Origin of the sequence: Dyadobacter jiangsuensis (assembly GCF_003014695.1) — a bacterium.
Taxonomy (GTDB): Bacteria; Bacteroidota; Bacteroidia; order Cytophagales; family Spirosomataceae; genus Dyadobacter; species Dyadobacter jiangsuensis.
Genome location: NZ_PYAS01000002.1, coordinates 293,348 through 313,263, shown reverse-complemented (window position 1 = coordinate 313,263; position 19,916 = coordinate 293,348). Strand labels below are relative to the sequence as shown.

Here is a 19,916-nt window from a genome sequence, read left to right as displayed (position 1 = left end):
AAAACTGGCGTCACTCGACGGCGATGACGGAAATTTCAACGTTAACGTCTTTCGGCAGGCGTGCTACCTGTACCGTCTCGCGGGCAGGAGGTTCTTTGGTGAAAAAGCTGCCGTAGATTTCGTTGACCGATGCAAAGTCGTTCATATCGCGGAGGAAAATGCTGGCTTTCACCACATTCTGAAAGCCGAGGCCGGCCGCTCCCAGGATATGCCCGATGTTCTGCATGACCATCCCGGTCTCTGCTTTAATATCCCCCGACTTCGCCAGCTCGGCAGCGATTTGCCCTGAAACATAAACAGTGCCATCTACTTTAACAGCCTGGCTGTAAGGACCAATGGGGGCCGGTGCTTTGTCCGAAAATATGATTTGTTTGGGCATAAGTGACATAGAGTTGATGCCGCAAAATTACCAAATTATGCCGTGCATACCGCCTTATTCCACCTTAAAAAGCGCTTTCAGCTCAGTAGCTTCGGCGGCATTCAACCGGCCGGCGAGCACGAGGCGCAACTGACGGCGGCGAAGGGCGCTCAGATATAACTCGTTTTCTTCGGCCGTCTCCGGTTCGAGCGGCGGTACTTCGATAGGCCGGCCGTTCTGGTCCACCGCCACGAAAGTGTAGAATGCGCGGTTGGTACTCACCCGCTGTCCTGCCGGAATATCCTCCGCCCACACTTCCAGGAAAACCTCCATCGAGGAATTGAAAGCGCGGGTTACCTTGGCATGCATGGTTACGATGTTCCCAAGCCGGATCGGCTCTGTAAATGATACATTATCCACAGAAGCCGTCACCACAATGCGGTTGGAGTGTTTTTGCGCCGAAATCGCCGCACAAATATCCATCCAGTGCAGCAGCCTTCCTCCCATCAGGTTATTGAGTGTATTGGTATCGTTGGGAAGCACCATTTCGGTCATGGTAACTTCGGATTGATGGGGCTTTTTCGGTTTCAGCATGTTGGTATGATGATGTATTTAAAATTTGGGGCAGCGGGTCTTTTTCCGCTCCTGGTTCTGGGCGCGGTTGCCGATCAGGTAGGTTCCCCGCACCTGCAAAAACAAATAACTGTCCTTGCTTTTGGCGCTGCCACGGTTCCAGCCCGGCTGGCGCTGCGGCTCCCCGATTTCGGGTGCACGGTCGGAAAGTGCACGGGCAATGTCGCTCGGCAGCTGATCGGGATTAGGGTAAACCGTGCTTACGTCATCGAGGTAATCCGAATTGACGAAGTTATTGCAGAGTTCAAGGCCGAGGCTCAGTTTTTCAGTAGTTTTCACGGAAACGCCGATACCCGCAGTCAATACGAGCGGCATTCGTTTGTACTTCACGCCTTCTGTTGTGAGCTCGGGCAGGCTGTACCAGGTGCCCCCCAGTTTCGCTTTTGGGCTCAGGTATGTAAACCCTACTCCTCCGAACAGATACGGATTGATCGGCGCCTGCCGGTTATAGGCAAACAAATCGGCCTGCAAACCCAGGTTAATATCCGGGTTGAATGTCTTGAATGAAAGGTTATTCTGGTAATTTTTGGAATACTTCTGATCACCGGAAACCTGGTAAAAACGCAGTTCCCCGCGTGCGCTCACGTGCTCGGTAAGCCTGTATTGTGCGCCCAGCGACACCGATGGCCCGAGCCCGAGGTGCTTCATATGGATACCGTCGTTGAGATCACCCATGTAATAGGCCACGCCTACTCCCGCTGTCACGCTCAGCATCCCGAACGGATCGGTATAGCGCCCGCCGAATTTGGAGCGCCCTTGCCCCATCGCCAGCTGGTGAAAGAATGTGAGGCACAATGCAATGGATAGTAAATATTTTCGGCTCATGTGTGATGTCAGTAATGCGTGTTGAGTGATGCAAGTTGTAAAAGAAACTGATTTAAACAAAAAAGGCCCGCAGTCGCAGGCCTTTTTTGTAGTTCGTGGTGAATATTAGATGGTTCTCTTCAATCTCTTTTGACCGAGCTGGCGCCTGAGGTGCTGGAATGAATGTCCTTCGCTCCGCCTGAATAGCGGATGCTGCTGGCACCGCTGGCTTCGGCATTGACGGTATTGCTGGCCAGTACGGCAGCACTGCTGGCACCGGAGGCATCGATGTTCACGGTTTTGGCGGAGAAATCACGGCCCTTAAGTGACGAAGCTCCCGAAACATCGCCTGTCAGGACGTCGCCTTCACCTGTAAGCGTGAGCGACGATGCACCCGAAAGGTCAACAGCCACTTTGGGGGCGGCAACGCTCATCGTCACCTGCGATGCGCCGGAAACTTCAATTTCCATGTTTTTCACACCGGAGAAACGGGCGACATTGGCTTTGGAAGCGCCTGAAAAGTCAACACCTTCAAGCGCCGGCATGGTGATGCTGATATCGACAGTCTTGCGGTTCTTGTTCCAGCCATTGTTCTTATAGCCCAAACGCAGAGTGCCGCTTTTCACCGCCGATTCCATATCGTCGAGGTCCTCCGAACGACCGGTCGCCGTTACACTGAAACTGCTGCCCTGCTTCACATCTATTTTGAATGCGCTGCCCATTGATAGCTTGGTAAAGCCCGAAACGGAGAATTTGCGGGTCTCTTGTGCGGATACCTGGCAAGATAATGCGGTGATCAAAAGGGCTGCAATGAGGAATAGTTGCGTTCTTTTCATGGTTTAATAAGTTAGATTTTCCGAAAAGATGAAAAGAATGCCGGCGATGTTGCACCGGCATTCAAAATTTTACTGCACATTGATTTTGCTCGCGCCACTGGCATGTTTGTTCAGGTTGGGCACCTGGCTCAGCTCCACTTTCGAAGCGCCCGATGCATTCACGTCCGCATTCTGGATATTCATTTCGGTGGCCGTCAGTTTGCAGGCACCGTGCGCATCCAGCTTGGCCGATTTCGCGGAACCTCTCAATGTTGCCTTCGAAGCGCCCGAGACATTCACCGACAATTGATCCGCGAATACATTCAGCTCCGTTTTCGAAGCACCCGAAATATCCACATTCAGCTTCGGCACATCTTTGAACTCGGTCACCAATGTCTTGTTGGCTCCCGAAAGCGACAGGTTTTCGATGGTAGGCATGGTAATCACAATACCTACACGCTGCCATTCCTGGTGGTCGAAGAGGTTAAAATCACGGGTACGTTTCACACGCAGCACGCCATCTTCCACTACTACCTTCATATCATCGATATGCTCCTGGTTATCCGAATCGGCCGTTACGCTGTATTCAGTGCCCTGGCGGATGATAATCGAATACGCGCCGCCGATATCCACTTTCTTGAAGTCCGAAACCGGGAACTGCTTGCTGTAATTGCCGCGCTCGCCGAGTTCGAGGTCACTGTTATCGTTGTATTCAAAAGAATAACCGTCCTGATCGCCTTCACTGTTTTCGCTGCGGATGTATTTCAGCGGGATGTTGGTACAAATCAGACCTGAATCGCGTTTCATGACCCAAATCAACTTATTCCAGGTAACGTCGTCGGCATCGCGCAGGTTGTATCTTTTCAGATGTTGCTGGTTGCTCTCCCAATCGTTCAGTTGGTGGTAAAAATCCCTTTTCATGGCGAAAGGCTTATTGTAAGGCACACTCACCGTCAGATCGATCTCCTGATCGCGGAACCGCGAGCGGCTTGAAAGCGTCGGACCTTCTGTGAGCACGAATACCGAGTCGCGGAATTGCGGGTCATATTTGATCTCGCGTGCATTCTTCTCCGCATCCTCGCGGGAGCGGCCTCTTGCACGTAGTGTTTTTTCCAGTTTAATACTGTCGCCTGCATTGAAACCAGCCAGTCGTACATCTACATCTATATTCTCTTCATCATATATATAATTGTAATCCAAAGTCAGCGTCCCGCGCGGCACTGCATAATAGGTGGTTTCGGCCACTTCACCTCTTTTCGCAAAATTGCGCTGGTAATTAATCCCACCCACAGTAGCGCCGACGACGCCCACGATCCAAAGACCCAGTAGTGTAAGCCATACGCTCCCGCCAACGATTCTTTTGTTAGAAACCAATGTGAGCCCCAGCAAAAGGAAGGTTACCAAAGGAATAGCGGCCACCAGGATCCCGGAAAGGATCAGTATTTCGGGCAATTCCTGGTAAATCAGCATTGGGATCGGCAGGTTGTCGAATACCCCTGCGCTGGTGAGGCCAAGTGCCACGCCCGCTGCAATCACTATGCCAAGCAATCCCAGGGCCGACATCCCGATCAGGAACGCGCCGATCAACACCCTCAGGACAGGCCCGAGACCTTTAAGCAACTTCCCCAGCGCCGAGAAAACCAGCCCGATGGCCCGGAAAGGCAACAGCAATATCTTGGTAACGATGTGTTCTTCTCCCCCTCTTTCTTCTAAATTGAGGCTCTGCTTGATGTTCGACTCAATATTGGAGAGGGTAATAGGCTCCCCCTGCATTTCCATTTTTTCGGTGAGCGTATTGGCATTCGGGGCAATTACCCACAGCACGATGTAGATCAGGAAGCCTGTTCCAAACAGCAGGATCGACAGCACCCACAGAAAACGCACCACACCCAGGTCAACTCCGAAGTACGAAGCCACACCCGCAGCTACACCACCTACGACCTTACGGTCCGGATCGCGGTAGAACTTCTTGATATGGGCATCCTCTTCGAGCGTCGTAGAGCCCGGAAATGCCACCCACATGGCAATGTAAACCAGTACCATAAAGCCGGAGATCGGTCCGAAAATTTCCTCGGCATTCATGTCGAGCATACCCGACCCTGCCGGTAAACCGATTACTGCGAACAGAAACGCGAGCCTCACCCAGATGGCATCCACTGTGAAGTAATGCGCCAAACCTGCCGCCACACCGCCCAGGAGCTTCCGGCGGAGATCCCTGTAAAGTTTCCGGGGTGCGCCGGGTTTTGCAGGTTCTGTTTTAGGCGGAATAGGTGCGTTGTAAGTCGAATGGCTTTCCTGCCTGGGAGCCGAGGTTTGCGCCGAAGCCGTTTCCAGTGGATCTGCGATGAACTCCCCACCTTCCTCGATCGCCTCGAAATCGGCTACGGTACCCATGGCGGCGATCAGCTCGTCGACATCCGACAGCGAGATCACCTGCTTGTTTTCCACTTTCTGTTTGTTCAGAAACCTTTCCGCAATCCTTCCCTCTATGTCAGAAAGGATCTCTTTACTATCCGCGAACGAAGAAAAGTACTTCTGGATAGAGGCGAGATACCCTTTCAGTTTCTCGTAGCCATCTTCCTCGATATGGAAGATTATGCCGCCTATATTTATGCTGATTGTCTTTTTCATGATTGAAATAATCGAATGTCTTTGAGTGATCAGTTAGGGTCAGGAAGGTTGCTTGATGCCGTTTTGCTCAACTCCTCTGTGCGTTTAATCACGGTTTGCACCGAGTCGGCGAGCTCAAACCACGTAGCCTGCATCGCGTCCAGGAAGACCTTCCCCTCATCCGTCAAAACATAGTATTTCCTTGGAGGGCCCGAAGACGACTCCACCCATTTATAATCCAGCCAGCCCGAGTTTTTTAACCTGGTAAGAAGAGGGTATAATGTTCCTTCCACCACCATGATGTGAGCGGACGTGAGTTCATCCAACATATCCGAAGCATACACTTCGCCCCGGGATATGATGTGCAGGATGCAGAATTCCAAAATCCCCTTCCGCATCTGCACTTGGGCATTTTCAATATTCATGTGGTTTCATGAGTTAATTTTAAATGAATATGTTCATGGCTAATAGATAGAATTTAGACTTCTAACAATACAAAGGTATACACAGGTACTTTGCGATGCAAGGTACCATGCAAAAAAGATGTTACTGTTGGGATGAATGGTTAAATTAAATGGCCGATCGGTTAAAAATTTGTTTACTACCCAAAGCCGCACACAAATCATCCCTCCCCCTACACTCCGTCCGCCAAAAACCGACAGTAATAAACTATCTTCTGCCGTCGGTTTTAACCGACGGAGATAAAGAGAAAAGAGAGAAAGAGAAGAAAGAGAGAGAAGAGAAAGAGAAGAAAAGAGAGATAAAGAAAAAAAAGAATCATCATTAAACTATGAAACTGCAATTATACATCATCGCCGCGATGAGCGAAAATCATGTAATTGGGCTGAACAACAGCCTGCCTTGGCATTTGCCTGATGAGTGGGCGCATTTCCGCAAAGTCACGGCGGGCAAGGCATTTATCATTGGCAGGAAGAGCTTCGAAGCACCCGACGCGCTGCATTCGGAATACCGGAATGTGATCATTACCTCCAATCCTCCTGAGCAGGCGGAACCGCGTGTGGAATATGCCAAAGATATTTCCGAAGCCATCGCGTTACTTTCTGATGAAACAGACGTATTCATATTAGGCGGTGCGAGTATTTTCCGGCAAATGCTCCCACTGGCCGACAGAATGTATCTGACCATTGTACACGCACAAGTAGCAGGCGATGCCTATTTCCCCGCATTCGATCCGAAAGACTGGGAATTGGCAAGTTCGGAGTTTCATGGTACCGATGACGATCATCGCTATTCGTTTTCCATGAACCTGTATATCCGAAAGCAGCCGGAATAGGCGGGACCACCCTGCAGACCGCCCTTGTGCATCAAAAATTCAAAATGATGACAAGGACACTCGCACACACCTTAATGATCTTCTGCTGCATTTTCTGCTACGACAGATGCAATGCGCAGCAACAATACGGCAACGAATGGATCGACTACCGGCAAACTTACCTGCGCATACCGGTGACGGAAACCGGCATCTACAGAATCGCTGCCACCGAACTCTCCGGTGCAGGCATCCGCATCGATTCGATATGGGTTTGGGGCATTCAGCTATTCGCACGCGGCATCGAGGTACCGATTGAGATCCATAGCGATTCATCGGGCAGATTGGACAGCGGTGCCTATATGCTGTTTCAGGGAGAAAAGAATAACGGCTATGCGGATACCGCCCTTTACGCAACGCCTGATGCTATGCCGCATTCTTACTATAACCTCTACTCGGACACCACCGCCTACTTCCTGACCTGGCAGAACAACAAACGCGGATTAAGGACCACCTTCCCTACACCCGGCACAATTACCAGCAGCGCGGCATTTCATTGGGAGGAGTCAATGCAACTGTTTACCTCCCATTACCTGCCCGGCCGGTTCTTCCCACCGGAAAGCAATTACGAAACGGGATCATTATTGACTGCCTATGATAAAGGAGAAGGCTGGACCGGCCCACAAATAGCGGAGCATACGCCATTTGAAATTGTATTCAAAACCAATCAACTCTTTCAGGAAACGCGATCCGATATTGAATGTAAAATACTGCTCGCAGGCTGGTCTCCGGGCGTGCATTCATTGGCATTATGGCTGGGTAATGCTAAAAATCTGAAAAGGAAATTGATCGATTTGAATATAACCGACCACGAAACGAGGGTTTTCGACTTTAAAACATCCATCGAAGATTTCGATGAAACCGGTGAGCTGCCCCTCACCCTTCTTCCCGTAGGCGCGGGCGGACACGTGTCGATCTCTTACGCACGCATACGCTACCCACAGGCAGGTCCACGCATTGCGCCTGCGTATATGACGACGTTACCTGTGCGCATTGTGAAGTTCGCACGAATCGACCCCGAAACGGAATACCTCATCATCACCCACCCGCTCATGCACGTGCCGGCGGGAGGGATAGACGCGATCGAAGAATATGCACATTACCGTACCTCTGAGGCCGGCGGCAGATACAAAACATCAATCGTTTACAGCCACGATCTCTACGACCAGTTCAATGCAGGCCAGCCCGGCCCGCAAGGCATCCGCAATGCGATCCGGTGGCTGTATGACCAGCGGAATTTAAAATTCGTGCTGCTGGCTGGAAGGTCCGTAGACCCTCAGAAAGCCCGGAAAATGAAAGATTCGTGGCAAACAGATATGGTACCTAATGCAGGTTGGCCGGGTTCCGACATTGCCTTGACTACTGTGAAGGGTTCTCACGACCCGCTTGTTCCCATCGGCCGCATTAATGCATTAAATTCACAACAGCTACTCGATTACCTTCGCAAAGTACAGGCTATGGAAGCCGAGCGCCCGTCAGCAGCGTGGCGGAAAAGGATATTGCATTTAAGCGGCGGAAGGTCGAGGGATGAATTGAATGTATTCCAATCCTACATCCGATCATTTGAAAAGAAACTGGTAAACACACCGCTTGCGGGCCATGTCACAACGATTTCGAAGCTTACCGACAACGCGGTAGAGCAGGTCAGCATTGACAAACAGGTTAATGCGGGTGCCGGGCTTATTACCCTGTTTGGCCATTCTTCTATCGACATTACCGACATTGACATTGGTCGAGCCACGGACCCGTCCCGGAATTACCAGAACCATCCCCGTTATCCGGCAGTGATCGTGAACGGCTGCGCTGCGGGCAGCATTTTCTATTCAACGCAGACGCTGAGCAGTGACTGGATTTTTGCGCCCAAAAGCGGAGCAATCCTTTTTCTGGCTCATACTTTCAACGGCCCGTCAACCGCATTGAAGCGCTATACCGACTTTTTCTACGAGGTCCTGGCAGATACCGCATTCATAAGCAAGCCATTTGGTATCATCCAGCGGGAAGCGATCCGGCGGAACCTTGCACGCAACCCGGGCATACTGGACAGCATTACCGTGCAACAAATGACGCTCCAAGGCGACCCCGCCATCCGCATTTTCCCTTCCCTCCTTCCGGATACCGCAGCCGAGAGCCAATCCGCTGACCTGCCGCCATTGTTGGAGGTTTTCGTCGACGGAAGGCTACTCCAAAACGGAGAGCTGGTTTCCGGAAAACCGGTAATCCGGATTCGTATTTTCGACGAAGACCTTCCGACCATTGACGATGATACGACCCTGGTAGCCGTGTGGCTGAAAAGGCTTTGCACGGGATGTACCGATGCCAGCGTGCCATTAAGCACCGCGATTGGGAAAAACATAGACAGGAGCTTTTATGAAATCACCTTTCAACCCACATTGCTCCCCGGCAAATACCTGCTAACGGTCCAATGCCGCGACCAGGCGGGGCATTCGTCGTCGCCGTACCAGATTCATTTAGAAGTAGCTTACCACGCCCGGCCCATAGAGGCGACCCTCTCACCCAACCCGTCGGGCCACTGGTTCAGGTTTACGATTCAAAACCGGAAACTTGTCCCTGCCGCCCTTGAATTAAACATCTATAATCCGCTGGGAACGATGGTTTTTCGAAAGCTGTTATACTGCAATACAGGTCGCTGTGAATACTTCTGGGCTCCTGCAAAGCATTCTCCCGGAATTCCGCCCGGGCATTACTACTACACGATTAGTCCCCATGAGGCCGGGCACCAGCCCGCATCCCTCATCGAATCTATGCGGGGACATTTGCTTTACGCTCCCTGAGCCAGCGCCGCAGAATGCCTGTTTTACCGCTGTACCTCATTTTGTTTCCACAAAAACTTATTATTTTTGTCCATTATATAAAAGATATCCCATTGAAAGAATACGGCAGTAACGTACAAAAATTGGCCGACCACATCGTCAAGATAGAGGACAAGGCGAAACGCACACTCTACGCGCACATCCTGGTCGAGCTTATGCGTCAGATACACCCCAACATGCGGGATAACCAGGACTATACCAACAAGTTGTGGGACGACCTGTACATTATTTCCGGTTTCGAACTCGATGTCGACAGTCCTTTCCCTCCGCCGTCCAAGGAAGCACTGGGTAAGAAACCGCTCCGCGTCGACTACAATCAGCAAAACCTGCAATTCCGCCATTACGGCCGTAATATCGACCTGCTTCTGGAAAAGGCGTCACAAACCGAGAACCCGGAAGACCGCCTGGCATTTGTTTCCTACATTTTCCGCCTGATGCGTTCGTTCTTCAACGCATGGAACAAGGACAACCCCGAAGACAGTGTTTTGCTCGCCCAGCTGGAACAACTCAGCAAAGGCCGTTTGAAGGAAGAAATCGATTATATCCGTAAATCGGGACCGATCGATGCCGCACCGAAAGACCGTAACAACAACCAGGAGCGCAACCGCGTGAACCAGACTGGCGGGAACAACTTCAAAGCCCAGTCTCATAATTCCGACAGGCAGGGCGGCAACAACCAGGGCAATCAGAACCGTAACCGGAACAACAAGTTCCAGAACCGGAACAACAACAATAACAACAACCGGAATAACAACCGCAAAAAACCTGGAATGTAACATCCAGGTTTCATTTTATACCGTCTCAATTGCCCAAAATCTTATATGGCATCATTCAAAATTACCGGGGATCGTCGTCTCAAGGGTGAAATCGTGCCGCAAGGCGCTAAAAACGAAGCATTGCAGATTATCTGTGCGGTGCTCCTGACCAAAGAGCCCGTTACGATCCATAACATCCCGAATATCCGCGACGTAAACCAGCTGATCAACCTGTTGGGCGATCTGGGCGTGCGCCGCACAAGGCTGAGCGAAACTTCTATTCGTTTCGAAGCCGACGATATCAACCTCGATTACCTCGAATCGGATTCATTCCGTCAGAAAGCTGCTGCATTGCGCGGCTCGGTGATGCTGCTCGGCCCGATGCTGGCGCGTTTCCGCAAAGGACGCATTCCCCGCCCCGGCGGCGACAAGATCGGCCGGAGAAGGCTGGATACCCACTTCCTGGGATTTGAGAAACTGGGTGCGGAATTCAGCTATGATGAAGAAGACGGCGGGTTTTACCGCGTCGACGCTGCCAATCTGAAAGGCACTTACATGCTGCTGGACGAGGCTTCGGTAACCGGTACAGCCAACGTTTTGATGGCAGCTGTCATGGCCGAGGGCACGACCACCATTTACAATGCGGCCTGCGAGCCCTATTTGCAGCAGCTTTGTAAAATGCTGAACCGCATGGGCGCCAAAATCTCGGGTATCGCTTCCAATATGCTCATCGTCGAAGGTGTGAGCGAGCTGAAAGGTACCGAGCACACCATGCTGCCGGATATGATCGAAATCGGTAGCTTCATCGGCCTTGCAGCCATGACGCAATCCGAAATTACGATCAAAGATTGCCAGATTCCCGAGCTGGGCATTATCCCCGATGTTTTCAAAAGATTGGGTATTCAAATGGAGTTCCGCGGCGATGACATTTTCATCCCTGCACAGGAGCGCTACCGCATTGAAAATTACCTCGACGGTTCCACATTATCAGTAGCCGACGCCCCATGGCCCGGCTTCACACCCGACTTGCTAAGTATCGTCCTCGTGACGGCCACACAGGCGCAGGGAACCGTGCTGATCCATCAGAAAATGTTCGAAAGCCGTTTGTTCTTTGTGGATAAACTGATTGAAATGGGCGCGCAGATTATCCTTTGCGACCCGCACCGCGCAACGGTGATCGGTCACAACCGCGAAACACAGCTGCGCGGCATTCGTATGACCTCCCCTGATATCCGCGCCGGGGTTGCATTGCTCATCGCAGCGATGTCGGCCAAAGGCGTGAGCATTATCGACAATATCGAGCAAATCGACCGCGGTTACCAGAACATCGACACGCGCCTGAACGCGATCGGTGCGGAAATCGTGAGATTATAGAAGATTAAAATGCAAAATGCCCGGAACTCAGAAGAGCTCCGGGCATTTTTTTGTTTTAATACCAATACTTATTTCTTCTTGCCGTAGCTGCACTTGCTATTATCCGCCTTCACATAGTAAGACTTGTAATTAGTCGCTTTCGGATCCATGCAGCCTTTCAAATCCAGGATTTCCACTTTTCTGAATTCCACAGGATGGCTTTCGCTTTGCAGGGATATTGAGCCATGATCAAGCAGTTTACCGGCGATTTTTACTTCGGGATCGGTAGCGCCGCCCAGGTTGCCGCCGCCAAGTTGCGGCTTGTTGTATTCGAGTACCATTTCACCATTTGCGAAATGCTGGATCAATGAATCGCCCAATACCAGCACCTCGGCACGTACCCACTGGTCGCCATCGTAAGTTTTGGATTTGGAGTTAACGCAATGCTGCGTTACCAGCTTACCGTCGATCACCACGTTGGTACCGGGCGTACAGAGGTTACAAGTCGTGCGGGTCTTGCCATTTCCACCCAATAGCTGCACTTCAATCGACGCTGGAAAGTCCTGGTCTTTACCCATTGTCGCAGCAGGCTGTCCATGCACCATGATGCCGGAGTTACGCCATGCCCAGCCTTCGCCTTTCGGCGCCTGCTCGCCTACGAAACGATACTCAACAGCAATACGGTAATAGGAGTAATCGCCTTTGTAGAAGATATGCCCGTATTTTTGAGCGAAATCGTCGTATTTATCATAACGAACCACCATTTTACCATCTTCCACCCGGAAGGTGTTGTTATAATTGTCGTTCAGTTCATAGCCGCGGATTTTGATATCCCAGCCATCCAGGTTTTTTCCATTAAAGAGCTGCTTCCAGTCCTGCTTGTCGGCATTATTCTTTTGGCCGAAAACCATAAGGCACAGGAGACTGAACAGGATCGTGAGTTGTAATTTCATGAATACAGGTTAAGTTAAGATTGTGTTGCGACGCAATGGGTGATCTTTAACGGCGCGCCGCGCGGCAGTAAATATATAAGATTTGAAAATCCCTATCACCCAAAAATGGACTTACTTCGTAGTTAAGTTATATCTGAATCTCCTTCATTCACGACCAAAACCATCGTATGCCTCTTAAAACGAAAGACAAAATCGCGATATTCTGGTTTCGCCGCGACCTTCGGCTGCACGACAATGCAGGGCTCTACTACGCCTTGTGCTCGGACTATCCGGTGGTCCCGCTTTTCATTTTCGACCGGAACATCCTTGATGACCTGGAAGAGAAGAAAGACGCCAGGCTGACTTTCATACACGATGCAATTGCCGATATTCGTCAGGAGTTAAAGCAAAAAGACGCGGATATATTGGTCGAATACGGCTTCCCGGTTAAGATCTGGGAAAACCTGGTGGATGAATACGACATCGCCGAAGTATACACCAACACCGATTATGAACCCTACGCCACCGACCGCGACAGGGAAGTTTACAGGGTTTTGAAGAAAAAAGGCATTGTTTTCAAAACCTGCAAGGATCAGGTCATTTTTGAAAAACAGGAAATACTGACGGGGCAGGGAACGCCATACACTGTTTTTACACCTTACAGCCGGGCATGGAAAGAGAAACTCACTGATTTTTACCTCAAATCCTATCCAACCAAGAAGTACTTCGGCCATTTTCAAAAATGGCATGGTGCTGCATTGCCCGCTTTGAAGGATATGGGTTTTGAAAAGGTCGAGTGTAAGTTTCCTTCGGACCGGGTCGGTAATGCGCTGTTGAAAAATTATGCCAAAGACCGCGACTTTCCGGCGAAAGAAGGCACCAGCCGGATGGGCATTCACCTGCGCTTCGGTACCGTGAGCATACGCGAGCTGGTGCGGCGGGCTCGCGGGCACAGCGATGTATATTTGAATGAACTCATCTGGCGGGACTTCTACCAGCAAATCCTATCCAACTTCCCGCATGTAGGCAAGGGGGAAGCATTCAGGAAGGCCTACGATTTCATTAAATGGCGCTACGACAAAGCCGACTTCCAGAAATGGTGTGAAGGAAAAACAGGGTATCCGCTGGTGGACGCGGGTATGCGGCAGCTCAATGCAACGGGTTTTATGCACAACCGCGTGCGGATGGTTACGGCCAGTTTCCTCGCCAAGCATTTGCTCATCGATTGGCGCTGGGGCGAGGCATACTTTGCCGAAAAATTGCTGGATTACGACCTTGCTGCCAACAACGGCGGATGGCAATGGGCAGCGGGCTCGGGAACCGACGCCGCACCCTATTTCCGGATATTCAACCCGACATCGCAGGCAGAGAAGTTCGATCCCAAAATGGCGTATATCAAAAAATGGGTACCGGAGTTCGGTACCGATGCCTACCCTGCTCCGATGGTCGACCATAAGGAGGCACGGGAACGTTGTCTGAAAGTGTACAAGGCCGCCCTTGATAAGTCGAATCAGTAGCTATTTGCCGCCTGCTATCACAGTTACCATATCTTCCGGGCGCAGGTAGCTATTCGCCATCGCCATTACATCTTCAGCAGTAGTGGCGTGAATGCGGTCAATGTATTGATTGAAGAAATTGGCAGGCAGACTATCCAGCAGCAATACCTTACGACGGTCGGCGACCTCGAATGCGGTATTTAATGATCCGGCAAACTCTCCGGCCATAAAGCTCTTCACAGTCTGCAATTCCTCGGCTCCCACCGGCTCGGTTTGCAGCCGGTGAATTTCCTTCTTGATCTCGTCAATCGTTTGCTGGGTAAATTCCTTTTTCACATCCGTACCGATCATCAAATAGCCCTCGTTACGCAAGGTTACCAGGTGTGAGGAAATGCCGTAAGTAAGGCCTTTTTCCTCGCGGATGTTCTTCATCAGCCTCGACCCGAAATAGCCTCCAAGGATCTCATTTGTAACCAGCATTTTGAAATAATCGGGATGATGGCGGTTAAACAGTACCCGACCCATCCTGATCGAAGATTGTACGCTTTCCGATCGCTCGACGATCGCCTCATCACCCTGGTAAGCTTCCGAAGCAATGAAGGATACTTTACCGGATGTTGTGTCAAACAAGTTTTGTCCCAAAGTCGCATTCACATGCTGTACATCGGCTTCGGTGACCTGGCCGGCGAGCACAGCAGTAAACTTGCCGTCGCGGATAAACCGCTCATAGTGCGCACGCACAGCATCCATACCCAATGCGTCGATTTCCTCCGTGCTCTGACTTTGCCCGTAGGGATGGCTCGCGCCAAACAACCGTGCTCTAAATTCCGTAGTAGCCAGGTAAGCTGTTTTTTCTCTGTTCACTTTCAGGTTCTGAACCGTAATATTTTTCAACTCCTGAAATTCCTTCTCCGGAAACGTAGCGCTGCGGATCAGCTTTTGTACCAGCGGCAGCACTTCCGGCAGGAAGCGTGAAAGGCAATACACCACGATTCCCACGCGGTCGGATGTGTGTGTGAGGTCGGTGAATGCACCAAGCCGATCGAACGCCTCGCTGATTTCCTGCGAGGTCATACCCTCCACGCCCTCAGTCAGCATTTTGACCGCGAAATAGGACGCTGCCGTTTCGCTCTCATACCAGTTACCTGCTTCGAAGATACATTCCAAACGCACCACCGGCTGCTCTCCGATATTGATCACATGCAGTGCGATCCCATTGTCGAGGGTGTAGGTTTGAGGTTCCGGCAGGTTTACAGTTTGAATGATTTTGAAATCAGGGGCAATGGTACGATCCAGTGACATGGGCAGCGGTGAGTATAAAAAAACGAATGACGTTGCAATAACGCCATTCGTTCTGAATAATTAAATTTCTGTTAAGGCTTAGTTTTCGTTGTCGCCTACATCCAGCTTTTCAGCTTTGTTCAATTGGAGCGACAAAGTGATACGCAATGTTTGTGCAAGCGGGCTTCCCTGTGTTGTCGGGAACATATAGGCGAAGTCGGCACCCCATTTGTCTGCGAAACGAAGACCTGCACCGGCAGTGAAGAAGCGGCGGTCGCCTTTGTTTTTGTTCTCTCCGAAATAACCCGCTCTCAGAGCGAAGATATTGTTGTACCAGTATTCCAGACCGGTCGCGATCGCTACTTCCTGGATTTCTTCTTTAAACCCGTCCGGAGCATCCGAGAATGAGCCGAACACGCCTTTCAGCAATGGTTTTGTATTGATATTGGTTTTGCCATCCGGTGTAGGCACCATCAGCTTGCTGAAATCGATAATGAAATTGAAACGGTTTCTTCCGTCGCCGGTGTAGGACAAACCGGTACCGATTTTCAGTGTTGTAGGAATAAAGTTTTCTGTTTCTGTACTGGAACCGTAGTTGATCTTACCGCCCAGGTTAGAAAGCACACCACCCAACGACCATACGAGTTCGCTACCGGTATCTTCGTTCTTGAATTCCTTTCTGTAATACGCGCTGATATCACCTGCCGCTACGCGTGCAGGGCTCAGTGACACGTTGTTGATTACCGCATTTCCCGCGAGGTTGGAAGAGATATATTTCAAGGTCAAACCCATCGAGAAGTTTCTGCTCAGCTGACGTGAGTAAGTTCCGTTAATAGCTACTTCGCGTGAATTGAAATATCCGATATTGTTACCTACCGCATCACGCAAATCCAGCTCACCGTTATTGAAGTAGTTTACAGACAATGCTACCGCCTGGCGATCGCCCAATTTCTTGTAGGCAGTCAGATACCCGAGCCACATATCGTCAACCAGGTAACGGAGCCATGGTGTATAGGAAGCGGAAACGCCAAAATCCTTGGTATTATAGGGAAGCTTCGCTGCGTTCCAGTAGGTTGAATTCGCGTCCGGGCTGAGTGCTACACCGGCTTCTCCCATTGCTGCACTTCTAGCATCAGGGGCAAATGTCAAAAAGGAAAGTGGTGATGCCGGTATTCTTCTGATAGAATCCTGCTGAGCGAAAAGCGTACCTGTTGTTAAAAAGAATAGTGAGGATAATGTAACAAAAAAAAGTTTCATAGAAATTGGATTTGCGATAGGAAGTGCCTGTATCAGCTTCTTTAAAGGGTCAAAAATACAATGAAAGATAGTTATTACTAAAAATTTGATAAGTTTTATTATCTTAAGGAGACCTGATTAACTTACCGGCTTTCAGATCGGTAGAATTGTCTTTTAACGATCTGATCACTAAATGATAAACCAGGGATTGATTCACCGGTACCGCCCCCAGCCACTGCGTCACGTCCAGCATTTCCCTGATAACCGATTCGCTGTTATAGTAAAGCTTTTTATAAGTACCCAAACGTTGCCCATTAACAAGCAATATATTAAAAATTAATTCTACGTCCTCATTCACCCGGTTGTGGCCGAGTTCGAACACGATGTCTTTCTGAAATGGGTTAGGGTAAATCTTAAAGGTGTTGAGCGCTATTCCCTTGGCGGGACCTACTAGAAACCCGAACGCTATTTCAGAAAAGTTAGTATACGTGTCCCACACTTTTACGCGGACAATATATTTTCCGGCAGGCAGATTATTCAACGGATAATTGATACTACCCGATTGATAATTATCCAAATCCGCTACATAATAATCATTCAAAACGACGGTCAGGGTGTCATTCAAAGTCATCGTAATATCGTGTCCAATACCAGCGCGCGAAATGCTGATCCCGCTCGCATCGCTCATGTGCAGCACCAGTACAGATGACGGCTCTACGGTATCGCCATCTCTGAAAGCGGGGGTATTGAGGTAACCCGCCAATTGGGGAGGAATGGTATCTTTCTGCTGTACCGCGCTTCCACCAATCACCAACGCCAGCTGTGCCGAGGCATCCTCCGTGCTGTCACTGCTCACTACATACACACTCGCACGCCCAAGGCCGAAACGGTAATCGATGTCCTTTGGCATTTGCAGGCTGCATTGCAAACGACCGCTTCTCACCGTCACTTTTCCGTCGAAAAGCTTGCTGCGGAACTCGGTATAGGTTTCCGGACTCCCCTCGTTCCCCAACGTGCGGAACTCAATCGGCTTGTCGTAAATCACCAGTCTCGCCGTACCATTAAAATCCGCATCCACCTTTCCTGTAACCGGATCGAAAACTTCGACATCTAGCGAAACCTTCTGCAAAGCCCGCAAGGTGTCGGGCAGCGAACTCCACCGGACTCCTTTTTTCCCTGGCGATAATATCATCGATGGGTCGGCCAGCAGCGTGAAATTGCGGTTCAGGCTGCCCGCCAGCGCATTGTTTTTCGTGTATTTAAAAAAATCTCCCAAACGCTGCCCCGGCTTCGCATTCAGCAATGCTTCATAAAATGCTTTGTTCAATGCAAAATTGGTACTGGAATATACCGGCCGTGTCGTACTAATCGCCCCTACCGCCGCACCTTTCGGGCTCAAAACCATTAGTTCCGCACCGGATACAACACCCGGATCATCGTACCGGCCAAAATCACAGGTAGCCGTGATCAACAGCGGCAGGTTATCCATTCCACGGCTCGAAAGCATGTCTGCCAATGTCAGTACCTGTTCCTCTGCCCAGCCGCTAGTCCCGCCGTGACCGGTGTAATTCAATATTAATGTGCCATTGTCGATCGCATCGCGAATGGCCCGGTTAATGGCCGGTGCTTTCTGGCCCGCGTCGGTAGTAGTTTGCGGCACCTCGTCGATGAACGACCTGGCCGGAAACATCCGTCCCTGGATCAGCGTCGCGAGCTGATCTGCGTGACGCTGATGGATATTTCCATCCCCATCATCGGCCACAAACCGTACGTTATTCTTCCATATCCCGAACGACGACTCATAGCGCATAAGCTTGTCGACCACAATTTTCGCCTCTGCCAACGATTTCACCGGTAACCTGCCAATGCCAATATCCACGGTATGATCACCGGCCGTAGTCTCGTTCCAGTCGCCCTCATTGGCATCCATAAAGCCGAAATAGTCGTCGGAAGAGTATGTATAAACCGGGTTCAGCGACTCCCTGCTCTCATACACGGGTACCCACGCGGCGCGCTGTCCCTGCGATTGATTATTGACGAGATTTCGATAGTCGTACGTTGCATCACCGAACAATAAAAGATATTTCAGCTTACCCGGGGCTTTCTGATAAAGTTGCCTGGCAAAATCACGAATTGCGGTAATATCCGGTCTTCCCGAAGCATATTCATTATAAATCTGCCCGGTGGTAACAACAAGCACATCCAGCCCGTCGCGGGTATTTCTGAACCCGGCAAGGCGGTTGGCCTCTGCTGCCCACGCAGCGGGCGTAACAATGAGCATGTCAGGCGCAGACGATGCGGCGATATTCTGATTGGCAACACGCTGCCAGTTTATCGGCTGAAACGCCGCCCCCGGATCGAAACCAATGTACTTTTGAAGACTTTTGGCACCCGCAGCGGTCCATTTGAACGCTCCTGCTGCATCTTTCTGGGTTATCGAATGCGGCGCCAACGGATTTGTAATATTCCAGACGCTAAAACCGTCAGAAGAGCCTGCAAACTGATAAGTAATGGTATCCGTCGGCTGCGGCAAGAAATAATAGATTTGCTGGCCTTCGTAATTCCTTAGGTCCCGCTTTACCTGCAAGCCTATGTAATCGAGATATGCTTCTGCGGAGCTCTGCCCATTCTTATTATAGGTTACCCCAATTGTAAAATTACCCGAAGCGGGCGCATTCTTGACGATATACGTATTTCCGGTTTGCAGCGCTTTCACATCATAGGTACCGGGGCTCACTGTGCCGATTGCCTCCTGCCCTATCTCGCCGCCATTGACCTGCCAAATGAAACGCGTCGGAACCTGTGCGGCACCGATTGCCGATGTTCTGAGTTTATAATCCGACGAAGGCACCACCCCGGGCATGGCGACATTGATGCTGAAACCCGACGAACTCCCTAAATATTCTCCCCACCATTCCCGGCCTGATTTCAGCGTATTGGACGATTCCGTTTCATGATACCAGTAATCGTCAAACTGGTTGACTGTTTTGGAAGCTACAACGGAAAGTCCGGTCGCAGGTTTTACCCTCAACCCATTGTTTTCTGTGAATGTGATGAAATAGTAACTCGAATCAGAATAGTAGTTGAGCTGATGCCGGAGCTCTGCTTTTGCAGCATCGTACTGAATGACGTGCGGGCCTTCCGCATAGAAATAAACGGCATCACCTTTATCAAACCGGCCGTCCTCCTCACCACTTACCCAAATCGCATTCTCCGTCAACGCATTCACATAGCCCGATTTATTGGATTGAGGCAACATGTCCCCGCCATTTCCATAAATGCGGATCCCGGCAGGCCGCACGGCCGCAACATCGACGCCCATTTTCACCAGCAGATCCGCGTCTACACGGTAAATACCCGATTCCGTTACAGCCAGTTTGAACCACTGCCCTTCCGACAATACCGATTTTTGTGCATAGGAAATAAAAGAAACCAGCACCGCCAGCCAGCTTAAAACTGTTCGGCAGGCCATTTTCAGGAGG

At 50.5% G+C, this 19,916-nt stretch carries 15 protein-coding genes; 5 read left to right on the top strand and 10 right to left on the bottom strand.

What is annotated here, in order from left to right:
* Positions 1-10 precede the first annotated feature (10 nt).
* The 6 genes from CLV60_RS04595 to CLV60_RS04570 form a co-directional block, all read right to left on the bottom strand.
* Positions 11-379 carry a Rid family detoxifying hydrolase gene (locus CLV60_RS04595; protein WP_106594212.1) on the bottom strand — a complete coding sequence of 123 codons (369 nt, stop codon included), beginning with the start codon at positions 377-379 and terminating at the stop codon, positions 11-13.
* 54 nt (positions 380-433) lie between these two features.
* Positions 434-952: an acyl-CoA thioesterase gene (locus tag CLV60_RS04590; RefSeq protein ID WP_106594211.1), complete on the bottom strand. Its 519-nt coding sequence runs from the start codon at positions 950-952 to the stop codon at positions 434-436.
* Positions 953-970: 18 nt separating this feature from the next.
* Complete coding sequence (locus CLV60_RS04585; protein WP_106594210.1) at positions 971-1,816, bottom strand: outer membrane beta-barrel protein; 846 nt, start codon at positions 1,814-1,816, stop codon at positions 971-973.
* A gap of 119 nt (positions 1,817-1,935) precedes the next feature.
* Positions 1,936-2,631 carry a head GIN domain-containing protein gene (locus tag CLV60_RS04580; protein WP_106594209.1) on the bottom strand — a complete coding sequence of 232 codons (696 nt, stop codon included), beginning with the start codon at positions 2,629-2,631 and terminating at the stop codon, positions 1,936-1,938.
* A gap of 69 nt (positions 2,632-2,700) precedes the next feature.
* Positions 2,701-5,241, bottom strand: a complete 2,541-nt coding sequence (locus CLV60_RS04575) for a PspC domain-containing protein (protein WP_106594208.1) — start codon at positions 5,239-5,241, stop codon at positions 2,701-2,703.
* 29 nt (positions 5,242-5,270) lie between these two features.
* Entirely contained in the window at positions 5,271-5,645 is a 375-nt protein-coding gene (locus CLV60_RS04570; RefSeq protein WP_090151757.1) for a PadR family transcriptional regulator, read from the bottom strand.
* A 365-nt stretch (positions 5,646-6,010) separates the two neighbouring features.
* On the opposite strand from CLV60_RS04570, the gene CLV60_RS04560 reads away from it, so the two are divergent.
* The 4 genes from CLV60_RS04560 to murA all read left to right on the top strand — a co-directional run bounded on the left by CLV60_RS04560 (position 6,011) and on the right by murA (position 11,510).
* On the top strand, positions 6,011-6,514 hold the full coding sequence (locus CLV60_RS04560; protein ID WP_106594206.1) for a dihydrofolate reductase: 504 nt from the start codon (positions 6,011-6,013) through the stop codon (positions 6,512-6,514).
* A 44-nt stretch (positions 6,515-6,558) separates the two neighbouring features.
* Entirely contained in the window at positions 6,559-9,342 is a 2,784-nt protein-coding gene (locus tag CLV60_RS04555) for a C25 family cysteine peptidase (RefSeq protein WP_229210819.1), read from the top strand.
* A gap of 92 nt (positions 9,343-9,434) precedes the next feature.
* Positions 9,435-10,157: a DUF4290 domain-containing protein gene (locus CLV60_RS04550; protein ID WP_229210818.1), complete on the top strand. Its 723-nt coding sequence runs from the start codon at positions 9,435-9,437 to the stop codon at positions 10,155-10,157.
* A gap of 45 nt (positions 10,158-10,202) precedes the next feature.
* A complete protein-coding gene (gene murA / locus CLV60_RS04545) occupies positions 10,203-11,510 on the top strand; it encodes a UDP-N-acetylglucosamine 1-carboxyvinyltransferase (protein ID WP_106594203.1) in 1,308 nt (435 codons plus the stop codon).
* Between the two features lie 68 nt (positions 11,511-11,578).
* On the opposite strand, the gene CLV60_RS04540 is transcribed toward murA, so the two are convergent.
* A complete protein-coding gene (locus CLV60_RS04540) occupies positions 11,579-12,442 on the bottom strand; it encodes a 3-keto-disaccharide hydrolase (RefSeq protein WP_106594202.1) in 864 nt (287 codons plus the stop codon).
* A gap of 167 nt (positions 12,443-12,609) precedes the next feature.
* On the opposite strand from CLV60_RS04540, the gene CLV60_RS04535 reads away from it, so the two are divergent.
* Positions 12,610-13,938 carry a cryptochrome/photolyase family protein gene (locus CLV60_RS04535; RefSeq protein ID WP_106594201.1) on the top strand — a complete coding sequence of 443 codons (1,329 nt, stop codon included), beginning with the start codon at positions 12,610-12,612 and terminating at the stop codon, positions 13,936-13,938.
* Here CLV60_RS04535 and CLV60_RS04530 read toward each other — a convergent pair whose 3' ends face one another.
* The 3 genes from CLV60_RS04530 to porU form a co-directional block, all read right to left on the bottom strand.
* A complete protein-coding gene (locus CLV60_RS04530) occupies positions 13,939-15,219 on the bottom strand; it encodes a M16 family metallopeptidase (RefSeq protein WP_106594200.1) in 1,281 nt (426 codons plus the stop codon).
* Between the two features lie 78 nt (positions 15,220-15,297).
* Positions 15,298-16,455 (bottom strand): type IX secretion system outer membrane channel protein PorV, encoded by a 1,158-nt coding sequence (porV, locus tag CLV60_RS04525; protein WP_106594199.1) that lies wholly within the window; start codon positions 16,453-16,455, stop codon positions 15,298-15,300.
* A 103-nt stretch (positions 16,456-16,558) separates the two neighbouring features.
* Entirely contained in the window at positions 16,559-19,906 is a 3,348-nt protein-coding gene (gene porU / locus CLV60_RS04520) for a type IX secretion system sortase PorU (protein ID WP_106594491.1), read from the bottom strand.
* Positions 19,907-19,916: the final 10 nt, after the last annotated feature.

Coding starts and splice junctions, on each gene's coding strand:
- murA (WP_106594203.1), top strand. CDS start 10,203: ATGGCATCATTCAAAATTACCGGGGATCGTCGTCTCAAGGGTGAAATC.
- CLV60_RS04575 (WP_106594208.1), bottom strand. CDS start 5,241: ATGAAAAAGACAATCAGCATAAATATAGGCGGCATAATCTTCCATATC.
- CLV60_RS04595 (WP_106594212.1), bottom strand. CDS start 379: ATGCCCAAACAAATCATATTTTCGGACAAAGCACCGGCCCCCATTGGT.
- CLV60_RS04590 (WP_106594211.1), bottom strand. CDS start 952: ATGCTGAAACCGAAAAAGCCCCATCAATCCGAAGTTACCATGACCGAA.
- porU (WP_106594491.1), bottom strand. CDS start 19,906: ATGGCCTGCCGAACAGTTTTAAGCTGGCTGGCGGTGCTGGTTTCTTTT.
- CLV60_RS04530 (WP_106594200.1), bottom strand. CDS start 15,219: ATGTCACTGGATCGTACCATTGCCCCTGATTTCAAAATCATTCAAACT.
- CLV60_RS04540 (WP_106594202.1), bottom strand. CDS start 12,442: ATGAAATTACAACTCACGATCCTGTTCAGTCTCCTGTGCCTTATGGTT.
- CLV60_RS04580 (WP_106594209.1), bottom strand. CDS start 2,631: ATGAAAAGAACGCAACTATTCCTCATTGCAGCCCTTTTGATCACCGCA.
- porV (WP_106594199.1), bottom strand. CDS start 16,455: ATGAAACTTTTTTTTGTTACATTATCCTCACTATTCTTTTTAACAACA.
- CLV60_RS04560 (WP_106594206.1), top strand. CDS start 6,011: ATGAAACTGCAATTATACATCATCGCCGCGATGAGCGAAAATCATGTA.
- CLV60_RS04585 (WP_106594210.1), bottom strand. CDS start 1,816: ATGAGCCGAAAATATTTACTATCCATTGCATTGTGCCTCACATTCTTT.
- CLV60_RS04570 (WP_090151757.1), bottom strand. CDS start 5,645: ATGAATATTGAAAATGCCCAAGTGCAGATGCGGAAGGGGATTTTGGAA.
- CLV60_RS04555 (WP_229210819.1), top strand. CDS start 6,559: ATGATGACAAGGACACTCGCACACACCTTAATGATCTTCTGCTGCATT.
- CLV60_RS04535 (WP_106594201.1), top strand. CDS start 12,610: ATGCCTCTTAAAACGAAAGACAAAATCGCGATATTCTGGTTTCGCCGC.